Genomic DNA, 23,736 nt, shown 5'->3' on the forward strand with positions numbered 1-23,736 from the left:
CGGTTCAGTCGGTGATCGGTGCGACGGCGATGCGGCCGTCGAGGTCCCAGAGTTCCTCCCAGGACTCCGCCCCCGGCCAGAGGAACACCTGGCCCTTGATGAGGCGGTTCCCGCGGTCGGCGGCGCGCAGTTCCTCGACCTCCGCGGCGGTGAGCGGGTCCTCGACCACGGCGCGCAGGTTGGCGGTGTACTGCTCGGGTTTCACCGCGAACGGGATGGGGACCTGGCCCCGCGCGACCGCCCACTTGAGGCAGACCAGGGCGGGGTGGACGCCGTGCGCCGCGGCGATGCGCACCACGACGGGGTCCTCGACGTCGACGACGTCGTCGGGGGTCCGGTCCCGTTCCGGCCGCGAGGGCGAACCCAGCGGCGAGTACCCCACCGGCTGGACGCCGTGCGCCAGGCAGAAGTCGAACAGCTCCGGCTGCTGGAAGCAGGGGTGCAGTTCCATCTCGTTGAGCGCCGGGGCGATCCGGGCGTCGCGCAGCAGCAGCTCGAGCTTCGGGATCGTCGTGTTGGAGGTCCCCAGGTGGCGCACGAGCCCGGCGTCGACGAGGCCCTCCAGGGCCTGCCACAGCGCCAGGTAGGCGTCGTGGTCGTAGGGGCGGGCGTGCGGGTCGCGCGCCGAGGTGTCGGCCATCGGGGGGTGGTGGTTGGGGAAGGGCCAGTGCACGAAGACCGCGTCGAGGTGGTCCAGGCGCAGGTCGCGCAACGACCGGTGGACCGAGGCGACCGCGGCCTCCGGGGTGTGCGCGTCGTTCCAGACCTTGGACACGACGAACAACTCCTCCCGCGGGATCCCCTCGGAGATCGCCTCGGTCAGGACGTCGCCGATGCGGTCCTCGTTGCCGTACACGGCGGCGCAGTCGACGAGGCGGTACCCGGCGCGCAGCGCACCGGCGACGGCGTTGGACACCTCCGCCGGGCCGTAGCGGTCGGAACCGAAGGTGCCCAGCCCGATCGCGGGCATGCGGGCACCGCCGCTCAGGGTGCGGAAGGGCACGTCGGCGGGGTGGACGGGGACGTTCGGACGGCTCACGGTTCTCCTTCGATCCTGGCCTGCGGAACGATAGACGAAACGATTCGCTCCAACAAGGGGGAGCGCGACGCGGGCCCGGCTCAGAGCGGCGGCGGACCCACCGAGGGGCCGGGGCGGTGTTCCCCGGACAGCACGACCCGCCGCGGGGGCGACTGCCCACCCGCGGTCTCGCGCAGCCGGTCGCGCACCATCTCCGCTGCGGCGCGGGCGATCTCACGCACGGGCTGGACGACCACCGCCGTCCGCGGCCGGGTGAGGGCCGCGACGTCCCGGGCGTCGAACCCGACGAACGACACGTCGTCCGGGACGGTGAGCCCGGACTCGGCGAGGACGGTGAGGGCGCCGACGGTGAGTTCCTGGTTGAGGGCGAACACCGCGGTCGGCCGGGGTTCCAGCGCGAGCAGTCGCGCCATCCCCTCCCGGCCCGCCGCCACGGTCAGCGGCCCGCCGACGACGACGCCCCGCGGGACGGGCAGCCCGGCGCGACGCATCGCCCGGCGGAACCCGGCCAGCCGCTCGCGCAGGCTCCAGACCTCGTCCGGGCCGGCGAGCACGGCGATCCGGCGGTGCCCCCGGGCGACGAGGTCGGCCACGACCCCCGCGCTGACCTCCGCGTTGTCCAGGACCACCGCGTCGCACACCAGCCCGTCGACGAGGCGGTCGATCAGCACCAGCGGGACGCCGCGCGCCGCGGCCGCCGACAGCGCGGTGGTGTCCCGCGGCGAGGGGACCGCGACGATGCCGTCGACCTGACGGTCCAGCAGGTCCGCGACCGCGTCGTCGGCCGCGCCGCCGCTCCGCGAACGGCTCGAGCGGACCAGGACCCCGACCCCGTCCGCGGCCAGCACCTCCTCAACCCCGGCGATGACGGAGAGGTGGAAGTCGTTGTCGAGTTCCGGCAGCAGCACGCCCACCGTCTGCGAGCGGCGGGTGCGCAGGCTGCGGGCCACGGCGTTCACCCGGAAGCCCAGGTCGCGCGCCGCGACGTCCAGCGCCGCGCGGTTCTCCTCGCGGACCGTACCGCCGTTGAAGTACTTGGAGATGGTGGCGAGCGAGAGGCCCGTGGCCCGCTGGAGGTCCTTGTAGGTCGCCCGCACGTCACTCCCCCACCGTCGGACCGTTGCCGCCCCGGACAGTACAGGGGGTCTCAGCCGGCGCTGGCGGCCTCCATGGCGGCGGCGAACTCCTGCGGGGTCTGGCTCAGGCCGAACAACTTCTCGATGTTGTCCAGCAGGGCGTCCGCGGCCGTCGGCGAGAGCGCCTGGTCCCAGGACTGCTGGAACGTCGCCGCCCCCGACGCCAGGTCGTAGACGAACTGCAGCCAGTCGGCGTCCTCGGAGCCCGAGAACCCGCTGTCGGAGCCCACGACGATCGGCACCCCGCCGGAGTCGATCCAGGCCTTCGTCGTCGCGTCGGTGACGAGACCGTCGGCGAGGAACTTCTTCGCCGCGGTCTTGGCCTTCTCCGAGGCCTTCGCGGACATCGCGTAGTAGCCCGAGGGGTTCCCGACGGTGGACGTGGGGTCACCCTTGCCGCCGGTCACGGTGGGGAACGTCGACCACCCCAGGTGGCCTCCCGTCACGAAGTCCCCGCCGTCGGTCTTCATCGAGCCGAAGACCCAGGAGCCGTGCAGCATCATGGCCGCGCGGCCGGTGTACAGCAGCGCCTGGTCGGCGTTGGAGTCGGCGGTGATCGAGGCGAAGCCCTTGACGAACCCGCCGGCCTTGACGAGGTCCTGCACCTTGGTCAGGGCGTCGATCGAGTCGGGCTTCGACCAGGCCCCGGGTTCACCGTCGTAGATCGAGGTGAACAGCTCCGCGCCGCCGATGCGGTCGTAGAGGTACTCCAGCCACATCATGTTCGTCCACCGCGACTGCCCGCCCAGCGACAGCGGCGCGACGCCCGCGTCGACGAAGACGGGGACCAGGGCCATCAGCTCGTCCCAGGTCGTGGGCGGCTGGGCCCCCACCTGCTCGAACAGCTTCTTGTTGTAGAAGAACACGATCGGGGACACGACCTCGCACGGGACGGCGTAGATCTTGTCGTCGACGGTGGCCGCGGCGAACGCGCTGGTGAACAGCTTGTCCTTGAGTCCCGCGTTCTCGGCGAAGAACCCGGTGAGGTCCTCGACCTGGCCGTTGCCGACGTAGTCGCGCAGCCCCCCACCACCCCAGGTGGGGATGATCGTGGGGGCCTGGGCGGCGCCGATGGCCGTGCGGATCTTGGCCTTGTAGGCGTCGTTCTGGAACGAGGAGAGGGTGAGTTCGCCGTCCGGGTTCGCCTTGTTGAAGGCGTCCACGGCATCGGTGCGGATCCCCTCCGCCGGTTGCCCGGTGAGGATCCACATCGTGGCGCCACCGCCGGTGGCCTGACCGGGGCCCGACGAGCCGCCGCACGAGGCGAGGCCGGCGGCCAACGGGGCGGCCAGGGCGAGGGTGAGGACTGCGCGTCGGGTGGTGAACTGCTCGTTCATGGTGTCTCCGTCGACGAGCCGCGACCGTGCGGCGTCCGGGCGAGCTGGGGGCGTGCGCGCCGGACGCTGCTCTGCACCCGGTTGGCCGGAACGCTACGTCGCGGAGCCGGTGCGGGGAACGAGCTCGGGCGAACCCCGTCCCATCGTTAATTTATCGTTATACAGCCCGGATCACCGCGGGCTCCCGCGCCGAGAGGTCTCCGGACGGTTGCGCCAGAGTTATCACAAACGTAACAATTGCTGTCCAGATGGGGACTACTGTAATCATCAGTACAGCGGCACCGTCGCCCTGGCACGGTCCCCCGATCCACCCCACGGCAGGCGCACCCCCCCGGGTGCAGAGACGAGCGAGGCTCTCCATGAGAAGAAGGACTGGAGTCGTCGGAGCCCTGGCGCTCACGATGGCACTCGCCCTCGGCGGGTGCGGTGCCGCCGACGACAGCGGTGACGGCGGCTCCGCCACGGGCGGTGCACCCACCAAGGGTGGTGACCTCACCATCGCGCGGTCGGCCGACATCATCTCGATGGACAAGACGACGACCTTCGACAACAACTCCATCCGCGTGATGGAGCAGATCATGGAGCCGCTGTTCCACTCCAGCGCGGACGGGAGCGAACTCGAACCCTGGCTCGCCAGCGGCTACACGATCTCCGACGACGGTCTGACGTACACGATCAAGCTCCGCACCGACGTCACGTTCTCCGACGGCACCCCGATGACCGCCAAGGACGTGAAGTTCTCCCTCGACGAGGACACCAAGACCGGTGAGTCCGGCTGGGGCTACATCAACGCGGCCATCGACTCCGTCGAGGCGACCGACGACGCGACGGTCACCATCAAGCTGAAGTACGCGTGGGCGCCCCTCATCGCCGACCTGTCGCTCTTCGCCAACGGGATCATCCCCGACGGCTACGGCGGCAAGACCTCCGAGCAGTTCTACGAGGCCCCCGTCGGCACCGGACCCTTCGTCTGGGACAGCTGGAAGCAGGGGCAGTCGCTCAAGCTGACCGCCAACACCAAGTACTGGCAGAAGGACAAGCCCTACCTCTCCAGCGTGCAGTGGAACGTCGTCCCCGACGCCAACACCCGCAAGCTGCAGGTCCAGGGCGGTCAGATCGACATCGACGACACCCCGGACTGGTCCAGCCTGGCGTCGCTGAAGTCGGCGAGCGGGGTGAAGGCCGAGACGTTCCCCTCCACCCAGATCGACTACGTCGCGTTCAACCAGGCGCGGGCGCCCTTCCAGGACGTCCACGTGCGCCGGGCGATCTCCTACGCCATCGACCGCAAGGCCATGGTCAAGGCCGTCCTGTTCGGCAACGGACAGGAGGCGAACTCGCTGCTCTCGCCCGGAACCCCGTACTACGATGAGAACGCCGGCGGGGCGTCGCTCGACGTCGCGAAGGCGAAGGCGGAACTCGCCCAGTCCTCCCAGCCGAACGGCTTCACCACGACCCTGCTGATCTCCTCGGGCAACCCGAACCAGGCCTCCGTCGCCCAGATCATGCAGTCGGAGCTCAAGGACATCGGCATCACGATGGAGATCAAGCAGCTCGACCCGACGGCGAACAAGCAGGCGCGCCTCGCCTCCGACTTCGACATGGCCATCTCGGCCTGGACGATGGACATCCCCGACCCCGACCAGTGGACGTCGTTCGCGGTCGTCCCGACCGGTGGGGCGAAGTCGGCGTTCACCTCCTACGACAACCCCGAGGTCATCGACCTGAACAACCGGGCGCAGAAGGAGACCGACAGCGCCAAGCGTCAGGAGCTCTACACCGAGCTGCAGCAGAAGACGAGCGAGGACGCGTTCCTCGCCTACCTGTACTACTCGCCCTACGTGTACGCCTCGACCGACAAGGTCCAGGGCTTCCACGTGACCCCGCTGGGCGGGTACCTGCTGCAGGACGTCTCCAAGACGAAGTAGCCGTCGCACCGGGGGCGTCCGCCGACGCGGCGGGCGCCCCCGTGAACTCCCACGAACCCTCGTGAACTCCCGCGCGAACCAGGAGGTGAGACGGTGCTGCACCGTCTGCGATTCATCCCCGGCCGCCTCGTGCAGTCGATCCCCGTCGCCTTCGGCGTCACCCTCATCGTCTTCCTCCTGGCCCACCTGCTGCCCGGCAACGCCGCCGTCGCCCTGCTCGGCGAGCGCGCCACGGCGGAGAGCGTCGCGGCCCTGACCGCCCAGCTCGGCCTCGACGAGCCGTTGTGGCGGCAGTACCTGACGTTCCTGGGACAACTCGCCCACGGGAACCTCGGCACCAGCCTCACCTACCAGACCCCCGTCGCCCAGCTGGTGCTGCAGGCGATCCCGGTGACGCTGTCCCTGCTGCTGTACGCCCTGCTCATCGCCCTGCTCATCAGCATCCCGCTGGCCGCCCTCGCCGCCTTCCGCCCGGGCGGGGCGCGCGACCTCGGGGTCCGGGGTTTCACCCTCCTGGGTCAGGGGATGCCGCAGTTCTGGGTCGGCATCATGCTCATCCTGCTCCTCGGGGTCGGGATGCGGGCCTTCCCCGTCGGCGGGTACGGCGAGGACGCCGCCGGCCACGTCTACTACCTGTTCCTGCCCGCGCTCACCCTGGCGATCGCGATGTCGCCCACCATCATCCGCAGCCTCCGCTCGTCGATGATCTCGGTGCTGGGTTCGGAGTACGTGGGCACCGCGAAGTCCAAGGGTTCCTACGGGGTGCAGTTGTTCCGGGGGCACGTGCTGCGCAACGCCGCCATCCCCACCGTCTCCATCGTCGGCGTCAACCTCGGCTACCTGGTGGGTGGCTCGCTCGTCATCGAACGCGTCTTCGCCCTGCCCGGCCTGGGCTCGCTGATGATCAACTCGATCTTCACCCGGGACTTCCCCACCATCCAGGGCGTCACCCTCTTCGTGGCGCTGTTCGTGGTCGTCGTCGGCATCCTCACCGACGTCGTCTACACGGCCCTCGACCCCCGCGTCGACCTCGGCAGGACGGCCCGCGCATGAGCACCCCCACCGCCCTCCTCGTCGAACGCGGCCAGCGACGTCGCGCCGCCCGCTCCCGGACGCTGCGGCCCTGGTACCGCAGCGGCACGCTGGTGGCCGGCATCGTCATCGTCGGGTTCCTCGTCCTGGTCGCGCTGCTGGCCCCCGTCCTCGCCCCGTACGACCCCGTGAAGCAGGACCTGCTCAACGCGCTGCAGTCGCCCTCGGGCGCCCACCCGCTGGGGACCGACAAGTACGGGCGCGACGTGCTGTCGCGGTTGATCTGGGGCGCCCGCGTCGACCTGCGCGTCGGGTTCCTCGCGGTGCTGATCCCCTTCGTCGTCGGAACCGTCGTCGGCGGCATCGCCGGCTACGCCGGCGGGTGGCTGGACACGGTGCTGATGCGCATCGTCGACGTGTTCTTCGCGTTCCCGTTCTACGTCATGGTGATCGTGCTGGTCTTCGTCCTCGGTTCCGGGGAGTTCAGCATCTACCTCGCCATCGCCGCGGTGTCGTGGGTCTCCTACGCCAAGATCGTGCGTGGGGAGGTGCTGGTCGCCAAGGAGCAGGACTACGTCGTCGCGGCCCGCCTGGGCGGGATGTCGCACGCCCGCATCCTGGTCCGCCACATCGGCCCGAACGTGCTGTCGCAGGCGATCATCTACGGGATGAGCGACATCGTCATGGACATCATGGCGATCGTCACCCTCGGCTACCTCGGGCTCGGCATCGCCCCGCCCACGGCGGAGTGGGGTTCCATGATCAGCGACGGCCAGGAGTTCATCACGACCCAGTGGCAGCAGGCCACCATCCCCGGTCTCGTCGTCGTCCTCACCTCCCTCGGCCTCTCCTGGCTCGGGGACGGGGTCTCCGACCTGCTCAGCCCCGAGAGGAGGAAGTGACCGTGACCAGTCCCCCGCTCAGTCCCCTGCTCAGCGTCTCCTCGCTCAGCCTCGGCATCCGGCACCGCAACCGGCCGGACACCGTCATCGTCGACGACCTGTCGCTCGAGATCGCCCCGGGAGAACGCTTCGGCGTCGTCGGCGAGTCCGGGTCGGGGAAGTCCCTGACCCTGCGGGCGATCGCCGACCTGCTCCCGCGCGGCGTCGAGGTGCTCTCCGGCAGCATCGTCTACGACGGGCGTGAACTCGTCGGGATGCCGAGCGCCACGCGCCGTCGCCTCATGGGACCCGAGATCGCGATGATCTTCCAGGAACCCATGACCGCGCTGAACCCCGTCGTCCGCGTCGGGGACCAGATCGCCGAGGGGCCCCGTCGTCACCTCGGTCTGTCCGCGAAGGACGCGGGGCGCCTCGCCGTGGAACTCATGGCGAAGACGGGGATCCCCGACCCGGCGCGGCGGGCCCGCGCCTACCCGCACGAACTCTCCGGCGGTCTGCGCCAGCGCATCATGATCGCGATGGCGGTCTCGTGCGGGCCCCGGCTCCTGCTCTGCGACGAACCGACCACCGCGCTGGACGTGACGGTTCAGCACCAGGTGCTGAAGGTGCTCGAGGGGCTCTGCGCCGACACCGGCACGGCCCTGGCCTTCGTGACGCACGACCTGGCCGTGGTCAACCAGACGTGCACGGACATGGCGGTGATGTACTCCGGGCACATCGTGGAGTCCGGCACCGTCCGCGACGTCCTGGGCGACCCCCGCCACCCCTACACGAAGGGGTTGCTGGACTCCGCGCCGGACTTCGACCAGCCCGACCGGCGCCTCGTCCCCATCCCGGGTTTCCCGCCGAACCTGGCCGCCCGGCCCCCCGGTTGTCCCTTCGCCCCCCGGTGCACGTTCGCCGTGGACGCCTGCACCGCCGCCGTCCCCCCGCGCGAGGTCGTCGCGCCGGGACACGACGCCGCCTGCATCGAGACCCACCGCATCTTCGAGGGAGCACCCGCGTGAGCAGTCCGACCGCGCTGCCGTTCCCGGTGCTGCGGGCCACCGGCGTCACCAAGACGTACCGGCTCCGGCCCTCGCTGGCGACCAGGTTGTCCCGCACCGAGGACGGCCGCACGAGCCTCAAGGCCCTCGACGGGATCGACCTCGAACTGCGCCGGGGGGAGATCCTGGCCCTCGTCGGGGAATCGGGATCGGGGAAGTCGACCCTCGCGAAGGTCCTCGTGGGCGGGACGACCGCGACCTCCGGCACCCTGGAGCACCAGGGCGAACCGGTGCCCCCGCGCCGGGACAAGGAGGCGAGCCGGCGGATCCAGATGGTGTTCCAGGACCCGTACTCCTCGCTCAACCCCCGCATCTCCGTCGGGTCGATGCTCCGTGAGCTCCTGCTGCTGCACCGCGTGGTGGCGCGTTCGGAGGTCCGGGCCGAGAGCGTCCGGTTGCTGAACCTCGTCGGCCTGGAGGAGGACGCCCTCGACGCCTACCCCAGCCAGTTCTCGGGGGGACAGCGCCAGCGCCTGGCCATCGCGCGGGCCATCGCGGTGCGCCCGGACGTGCTCATCGCCGACGAACCCGTCTCCGCCCTCGACGTCTCGGTGCAGGCCACGATCCTCGAACTGTTCGCGCGGCTGCAGCGCGAACTCGGCCTCAGCATCCTCTTCGTCGCCCACAACCTCGCCGTCGTGCAGCACCTCAGCCAGCGCGTCGCGGTGATGTACCTGGGGCGCATCGTGGAGGTCGCCGAGACGGCGGAACTCTTCGCCAACCCCCGCCACCCCTACACCCGGGCGCTGATCGACTCGATCCCGCGCATGACGGCCGGCAGCGTCAACGAGGAGTTCGTGCTCGAGGGCGAACCCCCCAGCCCCTTCGACGTCCCCGCGGGCTGCCGGTTCAACCCGCGCTGCCCCTACGCGGTCGACGCCTGCCGCACCGTCGACCCGGCGCTCGAACCGGTGGGCGCGGCGGGGACCGGTCACGTGTCGGCCTGCCTGCGGGCCGCGGAACTGCCCGACTTCCAGGCCCCGCCCGACCCCGCGTCGAGCATCGACCGCGTCGACGTCCGCCCTGAACTGCTCGACGAAGCACCCGTCCACGAACCGAGGAGCACCACCCGATGAAGGTCTGGATGTCACTGGACATGGAGGGGGTGGCCGGGATCGTCGACTGGGACCAGTGCCGCCCCGGCAGCCCCTCGTACGCCCTGGGCTGCGAACTCCTGCAGGCCGAGGTCAACGCCGCCATCGAGGGGGCGATCGCCGGCGGGGCGACGGAGGTCGTCCTCAACGACTCGCACAGCCGGATGGCGAACCTGGACCCCCGCGCGATCGCCGGGGAGGCCCGGTACATCTCGGGCCGGCACAAACCCCTGTACATGATGCAGGGGCTCGACGAGACCGTCGACGCGATCTTCTTCGTGGGCTACCACGGGTCGATCTCCGGTGCGGCGTCGACGATGTCGCACACCTACAACCCCGAGGTGTTCTCCGGCGCCCGCCTCAACGGCCGCTACGTCGGCGAGTCCGGCATCAACGCCCTCGTCGCGGAGCACCACGGCGTGCCGATCGCCTTCGTCTCCGGCGACGAGGTGACCTGGGAGGAGACGGAACCCTTCGCCCGCGGCGCCGTGAACGTGGTCACCAAGCACTCGATCACCCGGGCCAGCGCGGAGAACCTGCACCCCACGGAGTCGTGCCGCCGCATCCGCGCCGGGGCCGAGGAGGCCGTCCGCCGGGTCGCCGCCGGGAAGGTGTCGACCCCGGGCATCGAACGTCCCGTCGCCCTCGACCTGGAGATGCAGACCGCCGACATGGCCGACGTCGCGACCTGGGCCCGCCGGGCCGAGCGCACCGGTGTGCGCGAGGTGCGCATCACCGGCGACGACCTGCTCGACGTCTTCCGCTCGTTCGTCGCCGTCAACTACATCACCCGACAGGCAGGTGGCCGCTGATGGCCGACGAGGAATCCATCGCCCGGCCGCGGGAGACCCGGCTCTGGGCCACACCGCCGTTGCGCGAGTACTCCCTGGCCCTGCACGGCGGGGCGGGTGGGCGCATCGAGGAACTCTCCACCGAGCGCCGCGAGTCCTTCGAGGCCGGCCTCCGGCGCGCCTACCTCGCCGGTCGCGTGGTGCTCGAGGACGGCGGGTCGGCGCTCGACGCCGTCTGCGCCACGGTGGAGCAGCTCGAGGACGACCCGCTGTTCAACGCCGGCCGCGGTGCCGCGCTGGCGGCGGACGGATCCGTCGAGCACGACGCCGCCGTCATGGACGACGACGGTCGCGCCGGGGCGATCGCCGTCTCGCGCCACGCCAAGAACCCCGTCCGCCTCGCCCGCGCGGTGCTGGAGAACAGTTCGCACGTGCTGCTCGTCGACCCCGCCCGCGACCTGGCGACCGGGTGGGACCTCGAGGTGCGCGAGCAGGAGTACTTCATCACCGAGGCGCGGAAGGTCCAACTGGAACGCATCCACGCCCTGCGCCTCGCCGCCCCCCGCCACGGCACCGTGGGCGCCGTCGCCCGCGACCGTGACGGCAGGATCGCCGTGGCCACCTCGACCGGGGGGATGGCCGCCCAGAGCACCGGCCGGGTCGGGGACAGCCCCGTCATCGGCGCCGGCACCTACGCCCGCGGGGACTCCCTCGCGGTGTCCTGCACGGGCGAGGGGGAGGCGTTCATCCGCGGGGTCGTCTCCTACGACATCGCCGCCCGGATGCGCTACCTGCGAGCCCCGCTCGCCGACGCCGTGCGCGACACCGTCCTCGCCGAGCTGACCGCGAAGGACGCCAGCGGCGGGCTGGTGGCCGTCGCCCCGGACGGCACCGTCGTCGTGGCGCACAACTCCCCGACCATGTTCGCCGCGTTCGAGGGTCAGGACGGGGTCGTCCTGCTGACCTGAGGGTCCGCGGCGCGCTCAGACGAGAGAGTGGACGGCATGAAGATCGACGACGAGATCTTCGCCCGCATGGGCGAGCTGACCCCGGCCGAGAAGAAGGTGGCCCGCACGTTGCTGGCCTCCTACCCCAGCGCCGGGCTGGAGAGCGCGGCCACGGTCGCGAAGGCCGCCGGCACCAGCACCCCCACGGTGCTGCGGCTGGTGACCCGGCTCGGCATGAGCGGCTACCCCGAGTTCCAGCGGCGCCTGCGCGACGAGGTCACCCACCACATGAACAGCCCGGTGCGACGCACCGAGCAGGGAGCCCGGGAACTCGCCGAGCAGCCCGTCTTCCAGACGGCCGTCACCGAACGGGTCGGGCTGCTCGAGCAGCTCGCCACCTCGGTGCCCCCCAGCGAGTTCGACCTCGCCGTGGAGGCCCTGGCCCGGCGACCGAAGCAGGTCGCCGTCATGGGCGGCTACTTCAGCCGGTTCCCGGCCCAGCTCTTCGCGGCCGAGCTCGACCAGGCGATCCCCTGCGTCGACTTCGTCCCCGAACCCCTGGGACACGACATCGGACGGCTCCTGCGGTTGTGCTCCGGTGCGGTCGCGGTGATCTTCGACTTCCGGCGCTACGAGCTGAGTTCGAAGCAGGCCGCGGGCATCGCCAAGAGCCGCGGCGCGACGGTCGTCGTCATCACCGACCAGGGGTTGTCCCCCGCCACCGAGAGCGCCGACATCGTGCTCCCGGTGGCCGTGGCCGGGATCCCCTTCGACTCCATGGTCGGCACCGTCGTCCTGGTCGAGGCGCTCGTCGAGGCGGTCCTCCTCGCCAGCGGCAGCCGGGGCATCGACCGCATGAAGGAGTGGGAGAACACCGTCCAGATCGCCCGCGCCCACCGGGTGAGCGCGACCGCCGAACCGGAGGGGCAGGAGTGAGCGTGGGAACGCAGACCGGTCGGGTGGCCGTCGTCACCGGCACCGCCCAGGGGATCGGACGCACCATCGCCGACCGGCTGCGGGAGGCGGGCGCGACCGTGCACGGCGTCGACCGGGACGAGGTCGACCTCGCCGACACCGCAGCGGTCGAGGAGTTCTTCACCGCCGTCGGTGCCGTCGACGTGCTCGTGAACTGCGCCGGCGGGGTCGTGGGGCAGACGCACACCCCCCTCGACGAACTCGACGACGCGGCCTGGGACGCCGTCGTCCGGGCGAACCTCACGACGATGCGCAACTGCAGCCGGGCCGCCGTCCGCGCCATGAAGCGCGCGGGGTACGGGCGCATCGTCACCATCTCCTCCGGGGCCGGGCGCAGCGTGAGCCTCACCGGCGTCCAGGCCTACACGACCGCGAAGGCGGCCCAGATCGGTCTCACCCGGCAACTGGCGCACGAACTCGGGCCGTTCGGCATCACCGCCAACTGCATCGCCCCGGGGTTCGTGCTGTCCAACCCCACCACCCAGGCGCAGTGGGACTCCTACGGCGCCGCCGGTCAGCAGGCCCTCCTGGAACGGATCGCCGTGCGGCGCACCGGGACCCCGGACGACATCGCGCGCGGCGTGCTGTTCTTCGCCGACCCCGACGCCTCCTGGGTCAGCGGCCAGACGATCTCCATCGACGGCGGGCACTCCCTCTTCTGAGGGACCCGCAGCAAGGACGGCACCACGTGAGAACGACCACCGACCCGGCTCCCGGGACGGGGCTGGCCGCGCTGCGCGAGCGGTACTTCCACCTCCAGCACACCTACGACCCCTACAACGCGACCCTGCTCGGACTCAGCGAGTTCGACCACCTCCCCGGCGACCCGTCCCGCGCCGCGAGCGACCACGCCGCCGCGCAGCTGCACGAGGTGGCCCGTGCGGCCGAGGCGATCGACCCCGCCGGACTCGACCGGGACGACGTGGTCGACCGCGGCGTCCTCATCGCCCTGGCCCGGGGCGCCGCGGACGACGCCGCCCACTCGCTGTGGGCGGCGAACGCCTCGGCGAAGGGGTACGTCAGCCGGCAGGGTCTCGTCTTCCAGGCGGTACCGGCCATGACGGCGACCGAACCGCCGGCCGCGCAGCGCTACCTGCGCCGCCTCGCCGGACTCCCCGGCTTCTTCACAGCCCTCGGGGAGCGCTACGCCGAGGAGGCCACCGCCGGCCGGGTCCCGACCCGCCTCGGGGTCCAGCACGCGATCGAGCAGCTGGACGGGCACCTCGCGGTCGCCCTCGACGACGACGCGCTGCTCACCCCGGCCCGCGCGTCCGGCGACCCGGACACCCTGCGCGAGGCGACGCGACTCGTGGGAGAAGGAGTTCGCCCGGCGCTGCACGCGCTCACCGTCCGGTTGCGCACCGAACTGCTCCCCCTCGGCCGCACCGGACACGACATCGGGATCCACGCCGTGCCGGGAGGGACCGAGGGGTACGCCGCGGCGATCCGCCGGCACACGACGACGGGGCTCACCGCCCCCGAGATCCACCGGATCGGCCTCGACGTGCTCGAGGAGATGCGCGCCGAGTGGGCCGTCGTCGGCGGCCGCGCCCTCGGGGAGACCGAGTTCCCGCGGATCGCCGACCGCCTGCGCAGCGACCCCGCGCTGCGCTTCGAGACCAGCGCGGAGATCGTCGCGGTGGCCCGGGGGGCCCTGCAGCGGGCCGAGGCCGTCCGCGACGCCTGGTTCCCGGCGCTCGCGATCCCGGACTGCGCGATCGAGGAGATCAACCCGATCGACGCGGCCGGCAGCGCCCTGGGCTACTACCGCCCGCCGGCCCTCGACGGGAGCCGACCCGGGGCGTACTGCGTGCTCGCGGCCGACGCCCCGAGCCACTTCCGCTACGAGTACGAGTCGCTGTCCTTCCACGAAGCCGTCCCGGGTCACCACCTGCAGCTCGCGACGGCGCAACTGCTCGACATCCCTCGCTACCGGCGCTCGCTCGACGTCGAGGCCTGCAGCTTCAACGAGGGGTGGGGGCTCTACTCCGAGCAGCTGGCCGAGGAGATGGGGCTCTACAGCGACGACCTGTCCCGCCTCGGCATGCTGTCGTTCCGGGCGCTGCGCGCCTGCCGGCTCGTGGTCGACACCGGCATCCACCACTTCGGCTGGACCCGGGAACGGGCGGTGGAGTTCATGTACGACAACACCGCCACGACCCGCGGTCACGTCGAGAGCGAGGTCGACCGCTACACCGCCTGGCCCGGCCAGGCGCTGGCCTACATGATCGGCTGCCGGGAGATCCTGCGGCTGCGCGGAGTGGCGGAACAGCGCCTCGGGGACCGGTTCTCCGTCGTGGAGTTCCACCGCGCGGTCCTGTCCTCGGGGGCCGTTCCGCTCACCGTGCTCGGCGACGTCGTCGAGCGCCACATCGAGACCGTGCTCGCGGACGGGCACACCAGCACCGGAGGAGAACCGTGGACGTCCTGATCAACGGGGCACGCCTGAACGTCGAGGTGCTCGGCCCGGAGGACGGGCCCGTGCTCATCGCCCACCACGGCGGCGGCGGGATCGGTTCCCTCGCCGAACCGCGCTCGACGTTCGGGCCGCTCGCCGACCGGTTCCGCGTCGTCGTGTTCGACGCCCGCGGGTGCGGGCGCAGCGAGGGCGTCGGGCCCTACTCCCACGAGCAGTGGGCCGCCGACGTCGAGGGGTTGCGGCAGTGGGCCGGGGCCGAGCGGGTGAGCGTCGCCGGAGGTTCCTACGGCGGGTTCATCGCGCTGGAGTACGCCGTGCGCTACCCCCGGCACGTGCAGGCCGTGGTCCTGCGCGACACCTCCGCCGACGGGTCCAACCTGGAACTCGCGTTCCAGAACGCCCGGGAGCAGACCCGCATCGAGATCGACTGGGAGCACTTCGACCGCTACTGGGGCGGCACCGTCCGCAGCGACGAGGAGCTGAAGGAACTGTGGCGGGAACTCATCCCGCTCTACGACGCCGACTACGACGAGGCGCGGTCCACGGCCGCGGTCGAGGCCGGGATCTACCGGCACGAGGCGCACAACGCGTGCTTCCAGGAGAACTTCCCGACCTACGACCTCAAGGCCGACCTGCCGCACGTGGCGGTGCCGGTGCTGGTCACCGTCGGCCGCCACGACTGGGTGACCCCGGTCAGCGCGTCCGAGACCATCGCCCGCCTCGTCCCCGGGGCGGAACTCGTGGTGTTCGAGAACTCGGGCCACTCGCCCCAGAACGAGGAACGGGAGGAGTTCCAGCGCGTGCTGCGGGACTTCGTCGACCGTGCCGTGCCGGAGCAGGTGCGCGCGTGAAGCTGTTCGTCATCGGCGCCGGCGCCATCGGCGGGACCCTCGGGGCCCGCGCGTTCCGCGACGGCCACGACGTGACCCTGGTGGACGCGGACGCGGCGCACGTCGCCGCGATCCGGCGCGACGGACTGCGCATCGAGGGCCCGGTCGAGGAGTTCGTCGTCCGGGTCCCGGCGATCCTGCCCGAGGAACTGCCCGACACCGTCGAGCACGCCGTCGTCGCCGTGAAGAGCCTGCACACCGCCGCCGTCGCCGACCTGCTGCGCGACCGCCTCGCCCCGGACGGCTACGTCCTGACCGTCCAGAACGGGCTGACCGCCGACGTCCTGATCGAGGCCCTCGGCCGCGAACGGGTGCTCGCGAGCTTCGTCAACATCGGGGCCGACCTGATGGCGCCCGGGGTCGTCCTCCAGGGCAACGTCGCCACCTTCCGGATCGGGGAACTGGCCGGCGGCCCGGTCACGCCGCGCGTCGCCCGGCTCGCCGAGGTCCTCCCCTACGCCGAGGCCACCGAGAACGTGCTCGGCTACCTCTGGGGGAAGGAGGTCTACGGCGCCATGATGTGGGCGGGAGCCGTGTCCGACCTCCCGATCGCGGAGACCCTCGAACGTCCCGAGTACCGCGGGGTCATGACCGCGATCTCCGAGGAGGTGCTGGCCCAGGCGCCCGTCACCGTCGAGGGGTTCGACGGTTTCGAGCCGGACGACCTCCCCGGGTCCTTCGACCGCCTCGCCGCCTTCAACCGCCGCAGCGCCAAGACGCACTCCGGCATCTACCGCGACCTGATGGTCCGCAAGCGCAAGACCGAGGTCGACGAGGTCCACAAGGACATCCAGGGACCCGTCTTCGACCGCGTGGTGGAGATGATCCACGACATCGAGGAGGGCCGCCGGACGTGCGAGGTGGCCAACCTCGACGAGCTGGCCCGCTTCGTCGCGGTCCGCACCGGCTGAGTTCCGGCCGCGGGATCAGCCCGCCGGCAGGCCCACGGCGACGAGGTCCTCGAGCACCAGCGCGAGACCGTCCTCGTCGACGTGGGCGGTGACGGCGTCGGCGGCGGCCTGGACCTCGGCCGGGGCGTTGCCCATGGCGATGCCGCGGCCGGCCCAGCGCAGCATCTCGACGTCGTTGCGGCCGTCGCCGACGGCGAGGGTCGCGGCGCGTTCGACGTCCAGCCGCACCCGGACCTCTTCCAGCGCACTGGCCTTGGTCACGCCGTCGGGGGCGAGGTCGAGCCAGGCCGTCCAGCCGACGGAGTAGGCGACGCCGTGCAGACCGACCGCCTCGACCAGTGAGGAGAACTCCGCGGAGGTGTGCTCGGGGCTGCGGACGACGACCCGCATGACCGGTTCGGTGAAGAGCTCGTCGAAGGGCACGACCTCCATCTCCCCCGTGAGTTCCCCGTCCGGGAACGGCGCGGTGAGCTTGAAACCACGCCCCAGGACCTCGACGGCGAACAACCCCGCGGGCAGGTTCTCGCGCAGGGTCTCGGCCACCCCCGACGGGTCGAAGGTGTGCAGCGAGACGACGCGGTAGCCCACCGGTTCGGTGGCGTCGAGCTGGACCGTGACGGCGCCGTTGGAACACACCGCGAAACCGTCGTGCAGACCCAGGCGCTGCAGCACCGGCAGCGTCCCGTGCAGCGAGCGTCCGGTCGCGACGACGACGTGCGCCCCGGCCTCCGCCACCCGGCGCACGGCCGACCGGACCCGGTCGGACATCGCCTCGTCCAGGTCGACGACGGTTCCATCGACGTCGAGCGCCACCAGCACGCCCTCCAGGCCACCACTCACGTCCTCCAGCCTAAGGTCACCCCGGCTCGGAGTTCGCCACCACGTGGGTCACGCCTCGCCACCGCGGTCTGCCGGTGGCGCCCCTCCCGCCGTGACCCCCTGCTGGAAGTGGCGACGGACGTCGTCGGGGAGGTCGGGGACGGTCTGCGGGAGCGAGCCGGAACGGAGCGACTCCGCGGCCAGCGAACCCGCGGCCACCGCCTCCCGCGCCGCGACCGGGGAGACCACCGTCGGCGAACCGTCGGCGACGTGGGCCAGGAACTCCGCCATCGTCAGGACGTCGGCGTCCTCGTGACCGCTCTCGACGCCGGCGATGGGGTGCTCCCGGTCCCCGGCCGCGGAGAACTCGTGCCGGCGGTTCCACACCCGGACCACTCCGCCCGCGGTGTCCCCGAAGTTCTCCAACCGGCCCTCGGTGCCGATCACCGTGTAGTTGCGCCAGTAGTCCGGGGTGAAGTGGCACTGCTGGTAACTGGCCTGGACCCCGTTGTCCAACGTCATGAGGACCATGGAGAGGTCCTCGACGTCCACCACCGGGTTCAGCCCCGTCGCGGCCGCCGGCGGCCAGTTGTCCATCGAGAACCAGTCCGGCATCGTCTCCCCCGGCCGCTCCCGCCGGTCCTGGATCGCGCCGTAGACCATCAGGTCACCCATCCCCACGACCCGGCGCGTGTACCCGCCGGCCAGGTGGTGGATGACGTCGATGTCGTGGCTGGCCTTCTGGAGCAGCAGCGTGCCCGTGCGACGACGGTCGGCGTGCCAGTCCTTGAAGTAGTAGTCGCCGCCGTGCCCGACGAAGTGGCGCACCCAGACGGCCTTCACCTCGCCGATCTCCCCGCGGGCGATGACGTCCCGCATGGTCCGCACCACCTCCGCGTGCCGGAAGTTGTGCCCCACGTAGAGCGGGGTCCCCGTCTGCGTGGCCGCGAGCAGCACCCGGTCGGCGTCGGCGAGCGTCGTGGCGAGCGGTTTCTCCAGGTACACCGCGATCCCGGCGCGCAGCAGGTCCTCCGCGATCGCGGCGTGGGTGTCGTCGGGGGTGGTGACGATGGCCGCGTCGACGCCACCCGCCGCGACGAGCGCCCGGTGGTCGGGGTGCAGGACGGCGCCGGGGAAGCTCGTCGCGGCGCGCTCCCGGCCGGCGGGGGTGGTGTCGGCGACCGCGACGACGCGCGCGCCGGGACGGACGACCGGCACGTGCTGACCGATCTCGGAGCGGGCCCCGGCTCCGATGAGGGCGACCCGGAGGTCCGAAGCGATCACCGCTCGACCCTCGTGAGCGAACTTGTCGCAAAGCCGGTCCAAGTGAGCATGAAGTGACACTAGCTCGCAGACCACGACAGGACCAGGGAGTGCGGACGACGAAACACTCGCAACCCGGGCGGCCCCCGGGACGAAGGGCGGGGGCGCTCAGGCCCCGGCGACGACGACCTCGACGCCGGCCGCGGCCAGCTCCGCCGCGACGTCCCCTGTCACCGGGGCGTCGGTCACCAGGACGTGGAGGCGCTCCAACGGGCAGATCCGGGCGAAGGTCGTGCGGCCCAGCTTCGTCGCGTCGGCCGCGACGACCACCCGGCCGGCCACGGCCGCGATCTGCCGGCTCGCCTCCGCCTCCCCCTCGTGCACCGTCGTCGCCCCGGAGCGACCGGTGAGGCCGTCGACCCCGAGGACGGCGAGGTCGAGGCTGAAGTCGCGCAACGAGGACCCCACCAGCGGACCCACCAGCTCGTAGCTCTGCCGGCGCGGCACCCCGCCCGTGACCACGATCTTCACGTGCTCGCGCACCGACATCTCGTAGGCGATGTTCAGCGCGTTCGTCACGATCGTGACCCCGGGTGCACCCCCGCCGGGACGGAGCCGCTCGCTCGCACCCAGGGCCCGGGCCACCTCGGTCGTCGTCGTCCCGCCGTTCAGGCCCACGGAGTCCCCCGGCTGCACCAGCTCGACCACGGCCCGGGCGATGGCCAGCTTCGCGTCCGCCTGGCGGGCGATCTTGTACTGCAGCGGGAGCTCGTACCCCGTGCCGAGCACGGCCGCACCACCGTGGGTGCGGGTGACCAGGCGCTGCTCGGCGAGGAGGTTCAGGTCCCGGCGCACGGTGGCGGTGGAGACGCCCAGCGTCTGCGCGACCTCGGCGATGGAGACGTTCCCGCGCTCGGTCACGTACTCGAGCACCTGGTTGAGGCGCTGCTGGGCGGTCATGTGCGGCTCCTCCACTGGGGCTCCCAGGATGGCACGTCGGGGATTGACGTCGGTGCACGATCCTGCTCAAGATGACCCCGCAGAGATCAACAACGATCAGCAGCGGTCTGGGACGTGACGGCGACGAGCCGGAGCCGGGCCTCGCGGGAAGAAGCCGATGCCCCCCACCCCACCACCCGCCCGCACCGCTCCCGCACCGCCGATCGGCATCGACGTCGGGGGCACCACCGTCAAGGGCCTGCGGCCGGGCGCCGACGGGACCGTCCTCGACGACCAGCGGGTCCCGACGCCGCGCCCCGATCCCACCGGCCGGGGAGTCGTCTCCGCCGTCGCCGACCTCGCCGCCCGGCTGGGCCACCGCCCCGGCGACCCCGTGGGCGTCGCCCTGCCGGGGGTGGTCGACGAGACGAGCGGGACCGGCGTCCTGTCCACCAACCTGGGCTGGACCGACGTCCCCTTCGCCGCCCTGCTCACCGCAGCGCTCGGGACGGGGGTCGTCCTCAGCCACGACGTGCGGGCCGGGGCCGTCGCCGAGGCCCGGACCGGAGCGGCCCGCGGAGCCGACGGCGTCGTCGCCTTCGTACCGGTCGGCACCGGGATCGCCGCCGCGGTCCTCGTCGACGGGGTACCGCTGGTGGCCGGCGGGTGGGCCGGCGAGATCGGCCAGCTCGTCCTCACCGAGGGCCCCTTCCGTGGGCTCAGGGTGGAGGAGGTGGCGTCGGCAGCCGCCACCGCCCGCCGCGCGGGGACCACCGGAGCCCACGAGGTCGCCGCCGCGGTGCGGGGCGGAGACGCTGCGGCGCAGCAGGTCTGGCGGGAGACGGTCGACGTCCTGGCGCACGCGCTGGCCGGGCTGGTCGCCACCGTCGCCCCGTCGGTCCTCGTCGTGGGCGGAGGGCTGGCGCTGGCCGGTGACCTGCTGCTGGACCCCCTGCGCACCGCGCTGGCCGACCGCCTCCCGGGGGTGCGTCAGCCCCGGATCGTCGCCGCCGTGCACGGCGACACCGCCGCGGCCCGCGGTGCGGCGATGCTCGCGGAGGTGTCGCGGTGAGCGACGTGGTGGGCGACGTGGTGGGCGACGCGGTGGGCGACGCGGTCAACGACGTGGAGCTGGTCCGCTCCGCCCTGCTCGCCCCGCAGGCCCCGGCCCTCGACCTGCCCGTCCCCCGCTTCACGCGTGCCCTGGACCAGCTCCACGAGGAGGTGCTGGCGCGGTTCCGGCACCTCGGGTTGGACGCCGGCACCGCGGAGGCGACGCTGGCCGACGTCCCGCGCAAGGTCGCCGCCTACGGTGACGGGATCGACGTGCCGTGGTTGCTGGGCCTGGCCCGGGCGGACGTCGTCGCGCTGGGGCGGTTGCAGTTCGAACGCGTGGCCGGGACCGACGGGCACGCCGTGCACCTCCCCGAAGCCGGCCCGCTGAGCGACGAGGCCGTCGAGGACTCCCTCGCCCGCGCCGTGGAGGTCCTCGGCGCCCGGGAGTTCCACTGCACGTCGTGGTTGCTGGACCCGCTGCTGCCCCCGACCCTCGGGCCGGCCAGCGGGATCGTGCGCTTCGCGGAGAGGTTCGCCCTCGGACCCGTCGAGCGCGGGGAGGAGGGCGACCGCGCGGTCGCGAAGTTCGTGTTCCGCCGACCGCTGCGCGAGGTGCTCGACCTCGTCGAACCGCGGACGCGGTTGGAACGCCTGGTGGTCGGGCACCTGCGCGCAGGCGGGCACTGGTCGGAGCCGAGGGGGTCGCTCAGCGCACAGGGGTGAGGACCTCCAGGCCCAGGTACGGCTGCAGCGCGGCGGGGACCCGCACGGAACCGTCGGCCTGCTGGTGGTTCTCGAGGATCGCGACGATCCAGCGAGTGGTGGCCAGCGTGCCGTTCAGCGTCGCCACGGGACGGGTCCCGGAACCCTCCTCGAGGCGTTCGCGCACCCCGAGGCGGCGGGCCTGGAAGGTCGTGCAGTTCGAGGTGGAGCTGAGTTCGCGGTACGCGCCCTGCGACGGCACCCACGCCTCGCAGTCGAACTTCCGGGCCGCCGAGGAACCGAGGTCCCCTGCGGCCGTGTCGATCACGCGGTAGGGGACCTCGATGGCGGCCAGCATGTCCTTCTCGAAACCGAGCAGCCGCTGGTGCTCCGCGCTCGCGTCCTCCGGCCGGCAGTAGGAGAACATCTCCACCTTGTGGAACTGGTGGACGCGGATGATCCCGCGGGTGTCCTTGCCGTAGGAACCGGCCTCGCGGCGGTAGCAGGCCGACCAACCGGCGTAGCGCTTCGGGCCCGCCGACAGGTCGAGGATCTCGTCACCGTGGTAGCCGGCCAGGGCGACCTCGGAGGTCCCCGTGAGGTAGAGGTCGTCCTCCTCGAGGTGGTAGACCTCGGCCGCGTGCGCACCGAGGAACCCGGTGCCCGCCATCACCTCGGGCTTCACCAGGGTCGGGGTGATCATCGGGGTGAAACCGTTGCCGACGGCCTTCGCCACGGCCAGGTTCAGCAGCGCGAGTTCCAGCAGCGCACCGACACCGGTGAGGAAGTAGAACCGCGAACCCGCCACCTTGACGCCGCGTTCCACGTCGATGGCCCCGAGCTTCTCGCCCAGTTCGAGGTGGTCGCGCCAGGCGTCGAGCCCCTCGGGCAGTTCAGGCGGGGTCCCGATCTCCTCGAGCACGGCGTAGTCGTCCTCGCCACCGGCGGGGACACCGTCCTCGACGACGTTGGGGATCGAGCGCAGCAGCGTCTCGAACTCCTCGCCGGCCGCGCCGGACGCGGCGTCGGCCGTCTTCACGCGCTCGGAGAGCTGCTTCACCGCGGCGGCGAGCTTCTGCTTCTCCTCGCCCTTCGCGGCGGCGATCTCCTTGCCGCGCGACTTCTGCTCGGAGCGCAGCTGCTCGAACTCGGCGATGGCGGCGCGGCGACGCGCGTCGGCGTCCAGCACCCGGTCGACGACACCTTCGTCCTCGCCACGGGCACGCTGGCTCGCGCGGACGAGGTCCGGTTCGTCCCTCAGCAGTCGCAGGTCGATCACGTCTCGACACTAACGGGTCACCCCCCTGACCCCCGACCCCGTTCCGCGACCACCGACGGACACCACCACCCGGGCGGGGAGGGGCCGGCGAGCAGGTAGCTTGACCGGATGACGGTGGCGGACCTCTTCGGCACCGGCGCCCTCGCCGTCCTGCTCGCCGTCGCGTTCGTCGTGACGTTCACGCTGCTGGCCCGCGAGCGCCGGTCGACGCGGGCTCTGCGCGCCCAGGTGGTCCCGGCGGTCGAGCCGCACGACGAGCCGCACGACGAGGCGCCCCGGCAGCGGCGGGCGGCGATCGTGGTGAACCCGACGAAGTTCAGCGTCCTGGACCAGCACGCGTTGCGGCGCCGGCAGGCCTACGTCGCGGCGGTGTTCCGGTCCCACGGCTGGGCCGATCCGTTGTGGTTGCCGACGACGATCGACGAACCCGGTGGTCCGCAGGCGCGGCGGGCGGTGGCCGAGGGGGTCGACATCGTGCTCGCGGCGGGGGGCGACGGGACGGTCCGCGCAGTGGCGGAGTCGCTGGCGGGGACGTCGACGCCGATGGCGTTGCTGCCGGCGGGCACCGGGAACCTGCTGGCGCGCAACCTGGACGTCCCGCACACCGACCTCGCGGCGGCGCTGGACCTGGTGTTCTCCGAGGAGGACCAGCGGATCGACGTCGGCTGGCTGGAGGTCGACCGGTCGGGTCACGACGACGAGCCCGAGCGGTACCTGTTCCTGGTGATGGCCGGGCTGGGTTTCGACGCGGCGATGATGGCCGGGGTCGAGGACCGGCTGAAGCAGCGGCTGGGCTACGGCGCGTACGTCGTCTCGGGGGCGCGGGCGTTGTGGGGTCCGCAGGCGAAGGTGCAGGTCCGCGTCGACGACGAGGAACCCCTGGCCGTGCGCACCCGCGCGGTCATCGTCGGCAACTGCGGGAAGCTCACGAAGCAACTGGTGCTGATGCCGGACGCCGAGATCGACGACGGTCACCTGGACGCCGTGGTGATCTCCCCCCGGGGCGGGATCGGCTGGGGCGAGGTGGCGTGGGCCATCGCGACGCGGGACCGGCGCGGTCAGCGTCGGGTGCGCCACCTGCGCGGGCGTCGCTTCGAGGTGATGACGGGTGAACCCCAGGAGGTCGAGCTGGACGGCGACCCGATCGGCGAGGCGCTCCGCATCACGCTGACCGTGGAGCCGGGCGCGCTGCTGGTGCGCTGCCCGCCGCTGCCGTCGCAGCGCTGAGGGC

Annotated in this window: 22 protein-coding genes; 15 read left to right on the forward strand and 7 right to left on the reverse strand. The window is 72.1% G+C overall.

The genetic code is table 11. The annotated features are described in order from the left end of the window. Positions 1–4: 4 nt before the first annotated feature. The 3 genes from SJY07_RS11260 to SJY07_RS11270 all read right to left on the reverse strand — a co-directional run bounded on the left by SJY07_RS11260 (position 5) and on the right by SJY07_RS11270 (position 3,512). Positions 5–970, reverse strand: a complete 966-nt coding sequence (locus SJY07_RS11260) for an aldo/keto reductase (protein WP_380162276.1) — start codon at positions 968–970, stop codon at positions 5–7. Between the two features lie 149 nt (positions 971–1,119). Beyond that, positions 1,120–2,136, reverse strand: a complete 1,017-nt coding sequence (locus tag SJY07_RS11265; RefSeq protein ID WP_380159140.1) for a LacI family DNA-binding transcriptional regulator — start codon at positions 2,134–2,136, stop codon at positions 1,120–1,122. Positions 2,137–2,186: 50 nt separating this feature from the next. After that, a complete protein-coding gene (locus SJY07_RS11270; protein ID WP_380159142.1) occupies positions 2,187–3,512 on the reverse strand; it encodes an extracellular solute-binding protein in 1,326 nt (441 codons plus the stop codon). A 401-nt stretch (positions 3,513–3,913) separates the two neighbouring features. On the opposite strand from SJY07_RS11270, the gene SJY07_RS11275 reads away from it, so the two are divergent. The 12 genes from SJY07_RS11275 to SJY07_RS11330 all read left to right on the forward strand — a co-directional run bounded on the left by SJY07_RS11275 (position 3,914) and on the right by SJY07_RS11330 (position 16,447). Beyond that, entirely contained in the window at positions 3,914–5,440 is a 1,527-nt protein-coding gene (locus tag SJY07_RS11275) for an ABC transporter substrate-binding protein (protein WP_380159144.1), read from the forward strand. Between the two features lie 93 nt (positions 5,441–5,533). Continuing rightward, the gene (locus tag SJY07_RS11280; protein WP_328294175.1) at positions 5,534–6,493 is read left to right on the forward strand and encodes an ABC transporter permease; all 960 of its coding nucleotides are present in this window, start codon (positions 5,534–5,536) and stop codon (positions 6,491–6,493) included. After that, on the forward strand, positions 6,490–7,374 hold the full coding sequence (locus SJY07_RS11285) for an ABC transporter permease (RefSeq protein ID WP_328294174.1): 885 nt from the start codon (positions 6,490–6,492) through the stop codon (positions 7,372–7,374). Before SJY07_RS11280 ends, SJY07_RS11285 begins: the two co-directional genes overlap by 4 nt. Before the next feature lie 2 nt (positions 7,375–7,376). Further along, the gene (locus SJY07_RS11290) at positions 7,377–8,381 is read left to right on the forward strand and encodes an ABC transporter ATP-binding protein (protein WP_380159148.1); all 1,005 of its coding nucleotides are present in this window, start codon (positions 7,377–7,379) and stop codon (positions 8,379–8,381) included. Continuing rightward, entirely contained in the window at positions 8,378–9,496 is a 1,119-nt protein-coding gene (locus tag SJY07_RS11295) for an oligopeptide/dipeptide ABC transporter ATP-binding protein (RefSeq protein ID WP_328294172.1), read from the forward strand. Before SJY07_RS11290 ends, SJY07_RS11295 begins: the two co-directional genes overlap by 4 nt. Then, positions 9,493–10,326, forward strand: coding sequence for a M55 family metallopeptidase (locus SJY07_RS11300; protein ID WP_328294171.1), 834 nt, complete (start codon positions 9,493–9,495; stop codon positions 10,324–10,326). Before SJY07_RS11295 ends, SJY07_RS11300 begins: the two co-directional genes overlap by 4 nt. Continuing rightward, a complete protein-coding gene (locus SJY07_RS11305) occupies positions 10,326–11,273 on the forward strand; it encodes an isoaspartyl peptidase/L-asparaginase family protein (RefSeq protein WP_380159151.1) in 948 nt (315 codons plus the stop codon). The genes SJY07_RS11300 and SJY07_RS11305 overlap by 1 nt, the downstream gene beginning before the upstream one ends. Before the next feature lie 36 nt (positions 11,274–11,309). Further along, positions 11,310–12,188 carry a MurR/RpiR family transcriptional regulator gene (locus SJY07_RS11310; protein ID WP_328294169.1) on the forward strand — a complete coding sequence of 293 codons (879 nt, stop codon included), beginning with the start codon at positions 11,310–11,312 and terminating at the stop codon, positions 12,186–12,188. Between the two features lie 2 nt (positions 12,189–12,190). Next, on the forward strand, positions 12,191–12,889 hold the full coding sequence (locus SJY07_RS11315; RefSeq protein ID WP_328294168.1) for an SDR family NAD(P)-dependent oxidoreductase: 699 nt from the start codon (positions 12,191–12,193) through the stop codon (positions 12,887–12,889). A 26-nt stretch (positions 12,890–12,915) separates the two neighbouring features. Then, a complete protein-coding gene (locus SJY07_RS11320) occupies positions 12,916–14,658 on the forward strand; it encodes a DUF885 domain-containing protein (RefSeq protein ID WP_380159154.1) in 1,743 nt (580 codons plus the stop codon). Then, positions 14,646–15,497, forward strand: a complete 852-nt coding sequence (locus SJY07_RS11325) for an alpha/beta hydrolase (protein ID WP_380159155.1) — start codon at positions 14,646–14,648, stop codon at positions 15,495–15,497. The genes SJY07_RS11320 and SJY07_RS11325 overlap by 13 nt, the downstream gene beginning before the upstream one ends. Beyond that, positions 15,494–16,447 carry a ketopantoate reductase family protein gene (locus tag SJY07_RS11330; protein WP_380159157.1) on the forward strand — a complete coding sequence of 318 codons (954 nt, stop codon included), beginning with the start codon at positions 15,494–15,496 and terminating at the stop codon, positions 16,445–16,447. Before SJY07_RS11325 ends, SJY07_RS11330 begins: the two co-directional genes overlap by 4 nt. A gap of 15 nt (positions 16,448–16,462) precedes the next feature. On the opposite strand, the gene SJY07_RS11335 is transcribed toward SJY07_RS11330, so the two are convergent. The 3 genes from SJY07_RS11335 to SJY07_RS11345 all read right to left on the reverse strand — a co-directional run bounded on the left by SJY07_RS11335 (position 16,463) and on the right by SJY07_RS11345 (position 19,489). After that, the gene (locus SJY07_RS11335) at positions 16,463–17,287 is read right to left on the reverse strand and encodes an HAD family hydrolase (protein ID WP_380159159.1); all 825 of its coding nucleotides are present in this window, start codon (positions 17,285–17,287) and stop codon (positions 16,463–16,465) included. Between the two features lie 48 nt (positions 17,288–17,335). Beyond that, positions 17,336–18,550, reverse strand: a complete 1,215-nt coding sequence (locus SJY07_RS11340) for a Gfo/Idh/MocA family protein (protein WP_380159161.1) — start codon at positions 18,548–18,550, stop codon at positions 17,336–17,338. 147 nt (positions 18,551–18,697) lie between these two features. Then, the gene (locus SJY07_RS11345) at positions 18,698–19,489 is read right to left on the reverse strand and encodes a DeoR/GlpR family DNA-binding transcription regulator (protein WP_328294162.1); all 792 of its coding nucleotides are present in this window, start codon (positions 19,487–19,489) and stop codon (positions 18,698–18,700) included. Positions 19,490–19,646: 157 nt separating this feature from the next. On the opposite strand from SJY07_RS11345, the gene SJY07_RS11350 reads away from it, so the two are divergent. Together SJY07_RS11350 and SJY07_RS11355 are read left to right on the forward strand one after the other, a co-directional pair. Next, on the forward strand, positions 19,647–20,540 hold the full coding sequence (locus SJY07_RS11350; RefSeq protein WP_380159163.1) for an ROK family protein: 894 nt from the start codon (positions 19,647–19,649) through the stop codon (positions 20,538–20,540). Then, positions 20,537–21,247: a hypothetical protein gene (locus SJY07_RS11355; protein ID WP_380159165.1), complete on the forward strand. Its 711-nt coding sequence runs from the start codon at positions 20,537–20,539 to the stop codon at positions 21,245–21,247. Before SJY07_RS11350 ends, SJY07_RS11355 begins: the two co-directional genes overlap by 4 nt. Here SJY07_RS11355 and serS read toward each other — a convergent pair. Next, positions 21,231–22,505: a serine--tRNA ligase gene (gene serS / locus SJY07_RS11360; RefSeq protein WP_380159167.1), complete on the reverse strand. Its 1,275-nt coding sequence runs from the start codon at positions 22,503–22,505 to the stop codon at positions 21,231–21,233. The two genes, SJY07_RS11355 and serS, sit on opposite strands and share 17 nt — an antisense overlap. A 108-nt stretch (positions 22,506–22,613) precedes the next feature. Between serS and SJY07_RS11365 the strand changes: the two genes are divergently transcribed. Continuing rightward, positions 22,614–23,732 (forward strand): diacylglycerol kinase family protein, encoded by a 1,119-nt coding sequence (locus SJY07_RS11365; protein WP_328294158.1) that lies wholly within the window; start codon positions 22,614–22,616, stop codon positions 23,730–23,732. Positions 23,733–23,736: the final 4 nt, after the last annotated feature.

It is taken from the genome of Kineococcus sp. R86509 (genome assembly GCF_042466365.1).
GTDB lineage: Bacteria > Actinomycetota > Actinomycetes > Actinomycetales > Kineococcaceae > Kineococcus.

Excerpts from the sequence above, each read along its gene's own strand:
- SJY07_RS11260 (WP_380162276.1), bottom strand. The coding sequence starts at position 970 with ATGCCCGCGATCGGGCTGGGCACCTTCGGTTCCGACCGCTACGGCCCG.
- SJY07_RS11270 (WP_380159142.1), bottom strand. The coding sequence starts at position 3,512 with ATGAACGAGCAGTTCACCACCCGACGCGCAGTCCTCACCCTCGCCCTG.
- SJY07_RS11275 (WP_380159144.1), top strand. The coding sequence starts at position 3,914 with ATGGCACTCGCCCTCGGCGGGTGCGGTGCCGCCGACGACAGCGGTGAC.
- SJY07_RS11285 (WP_328294174.1), top strand. The coding sequence starts at position 6,490 with ATGAGCACCCCCACCGCCCTCCTCGTCGAACGCGGCCAGCGACGTCGC.
- SJY07_RS11300 (WP_328294171.1), top strand. The coding sequence starts at position 9,493 with ATGAAGGTCTGGATGTCACTGGACATGGAGGGGGTGGCCGGGATCGTC.
- SJY07_RS11305 (WP_380159151.1), top strand. The coding sequence starts at position 10,326 with ATGGCCGACGAGGAATCCATCGCCCGGCCGCGGGAGACCCGGCTCTGG.
- SJY07_RS11310 (WP_328294169.1), top strand. The coding sequence starts at position 11,310 with ATGAAGATCGACGACGAGATCTTCGCCCGCATGGGCGAGCTGACCCCG.
- SJY07_RS11345 (WP_328294162.1), bottom strand. The coding sequence starts at position 19,489 with ATGACCGCCCAGCAGCGCCTCAACCAGGTGCTCGAGTACGTGACCGAG.
- SJY07_RS11350 (WP_380159163.1), top strand. The coding sequence starts at position 19,647 with ATGCCCCCCACCCCACCACCCGCCCGCACCGCTCCCGCACCGCCGATC.
- SJY07_RS11365 (WP_328294158.1), top strand. The coding sequence starts at position 22,614 with ATGACGGTGGCGGACCTCTTCGGCACCGGCGCCCTCGCCGTCCTGCTC.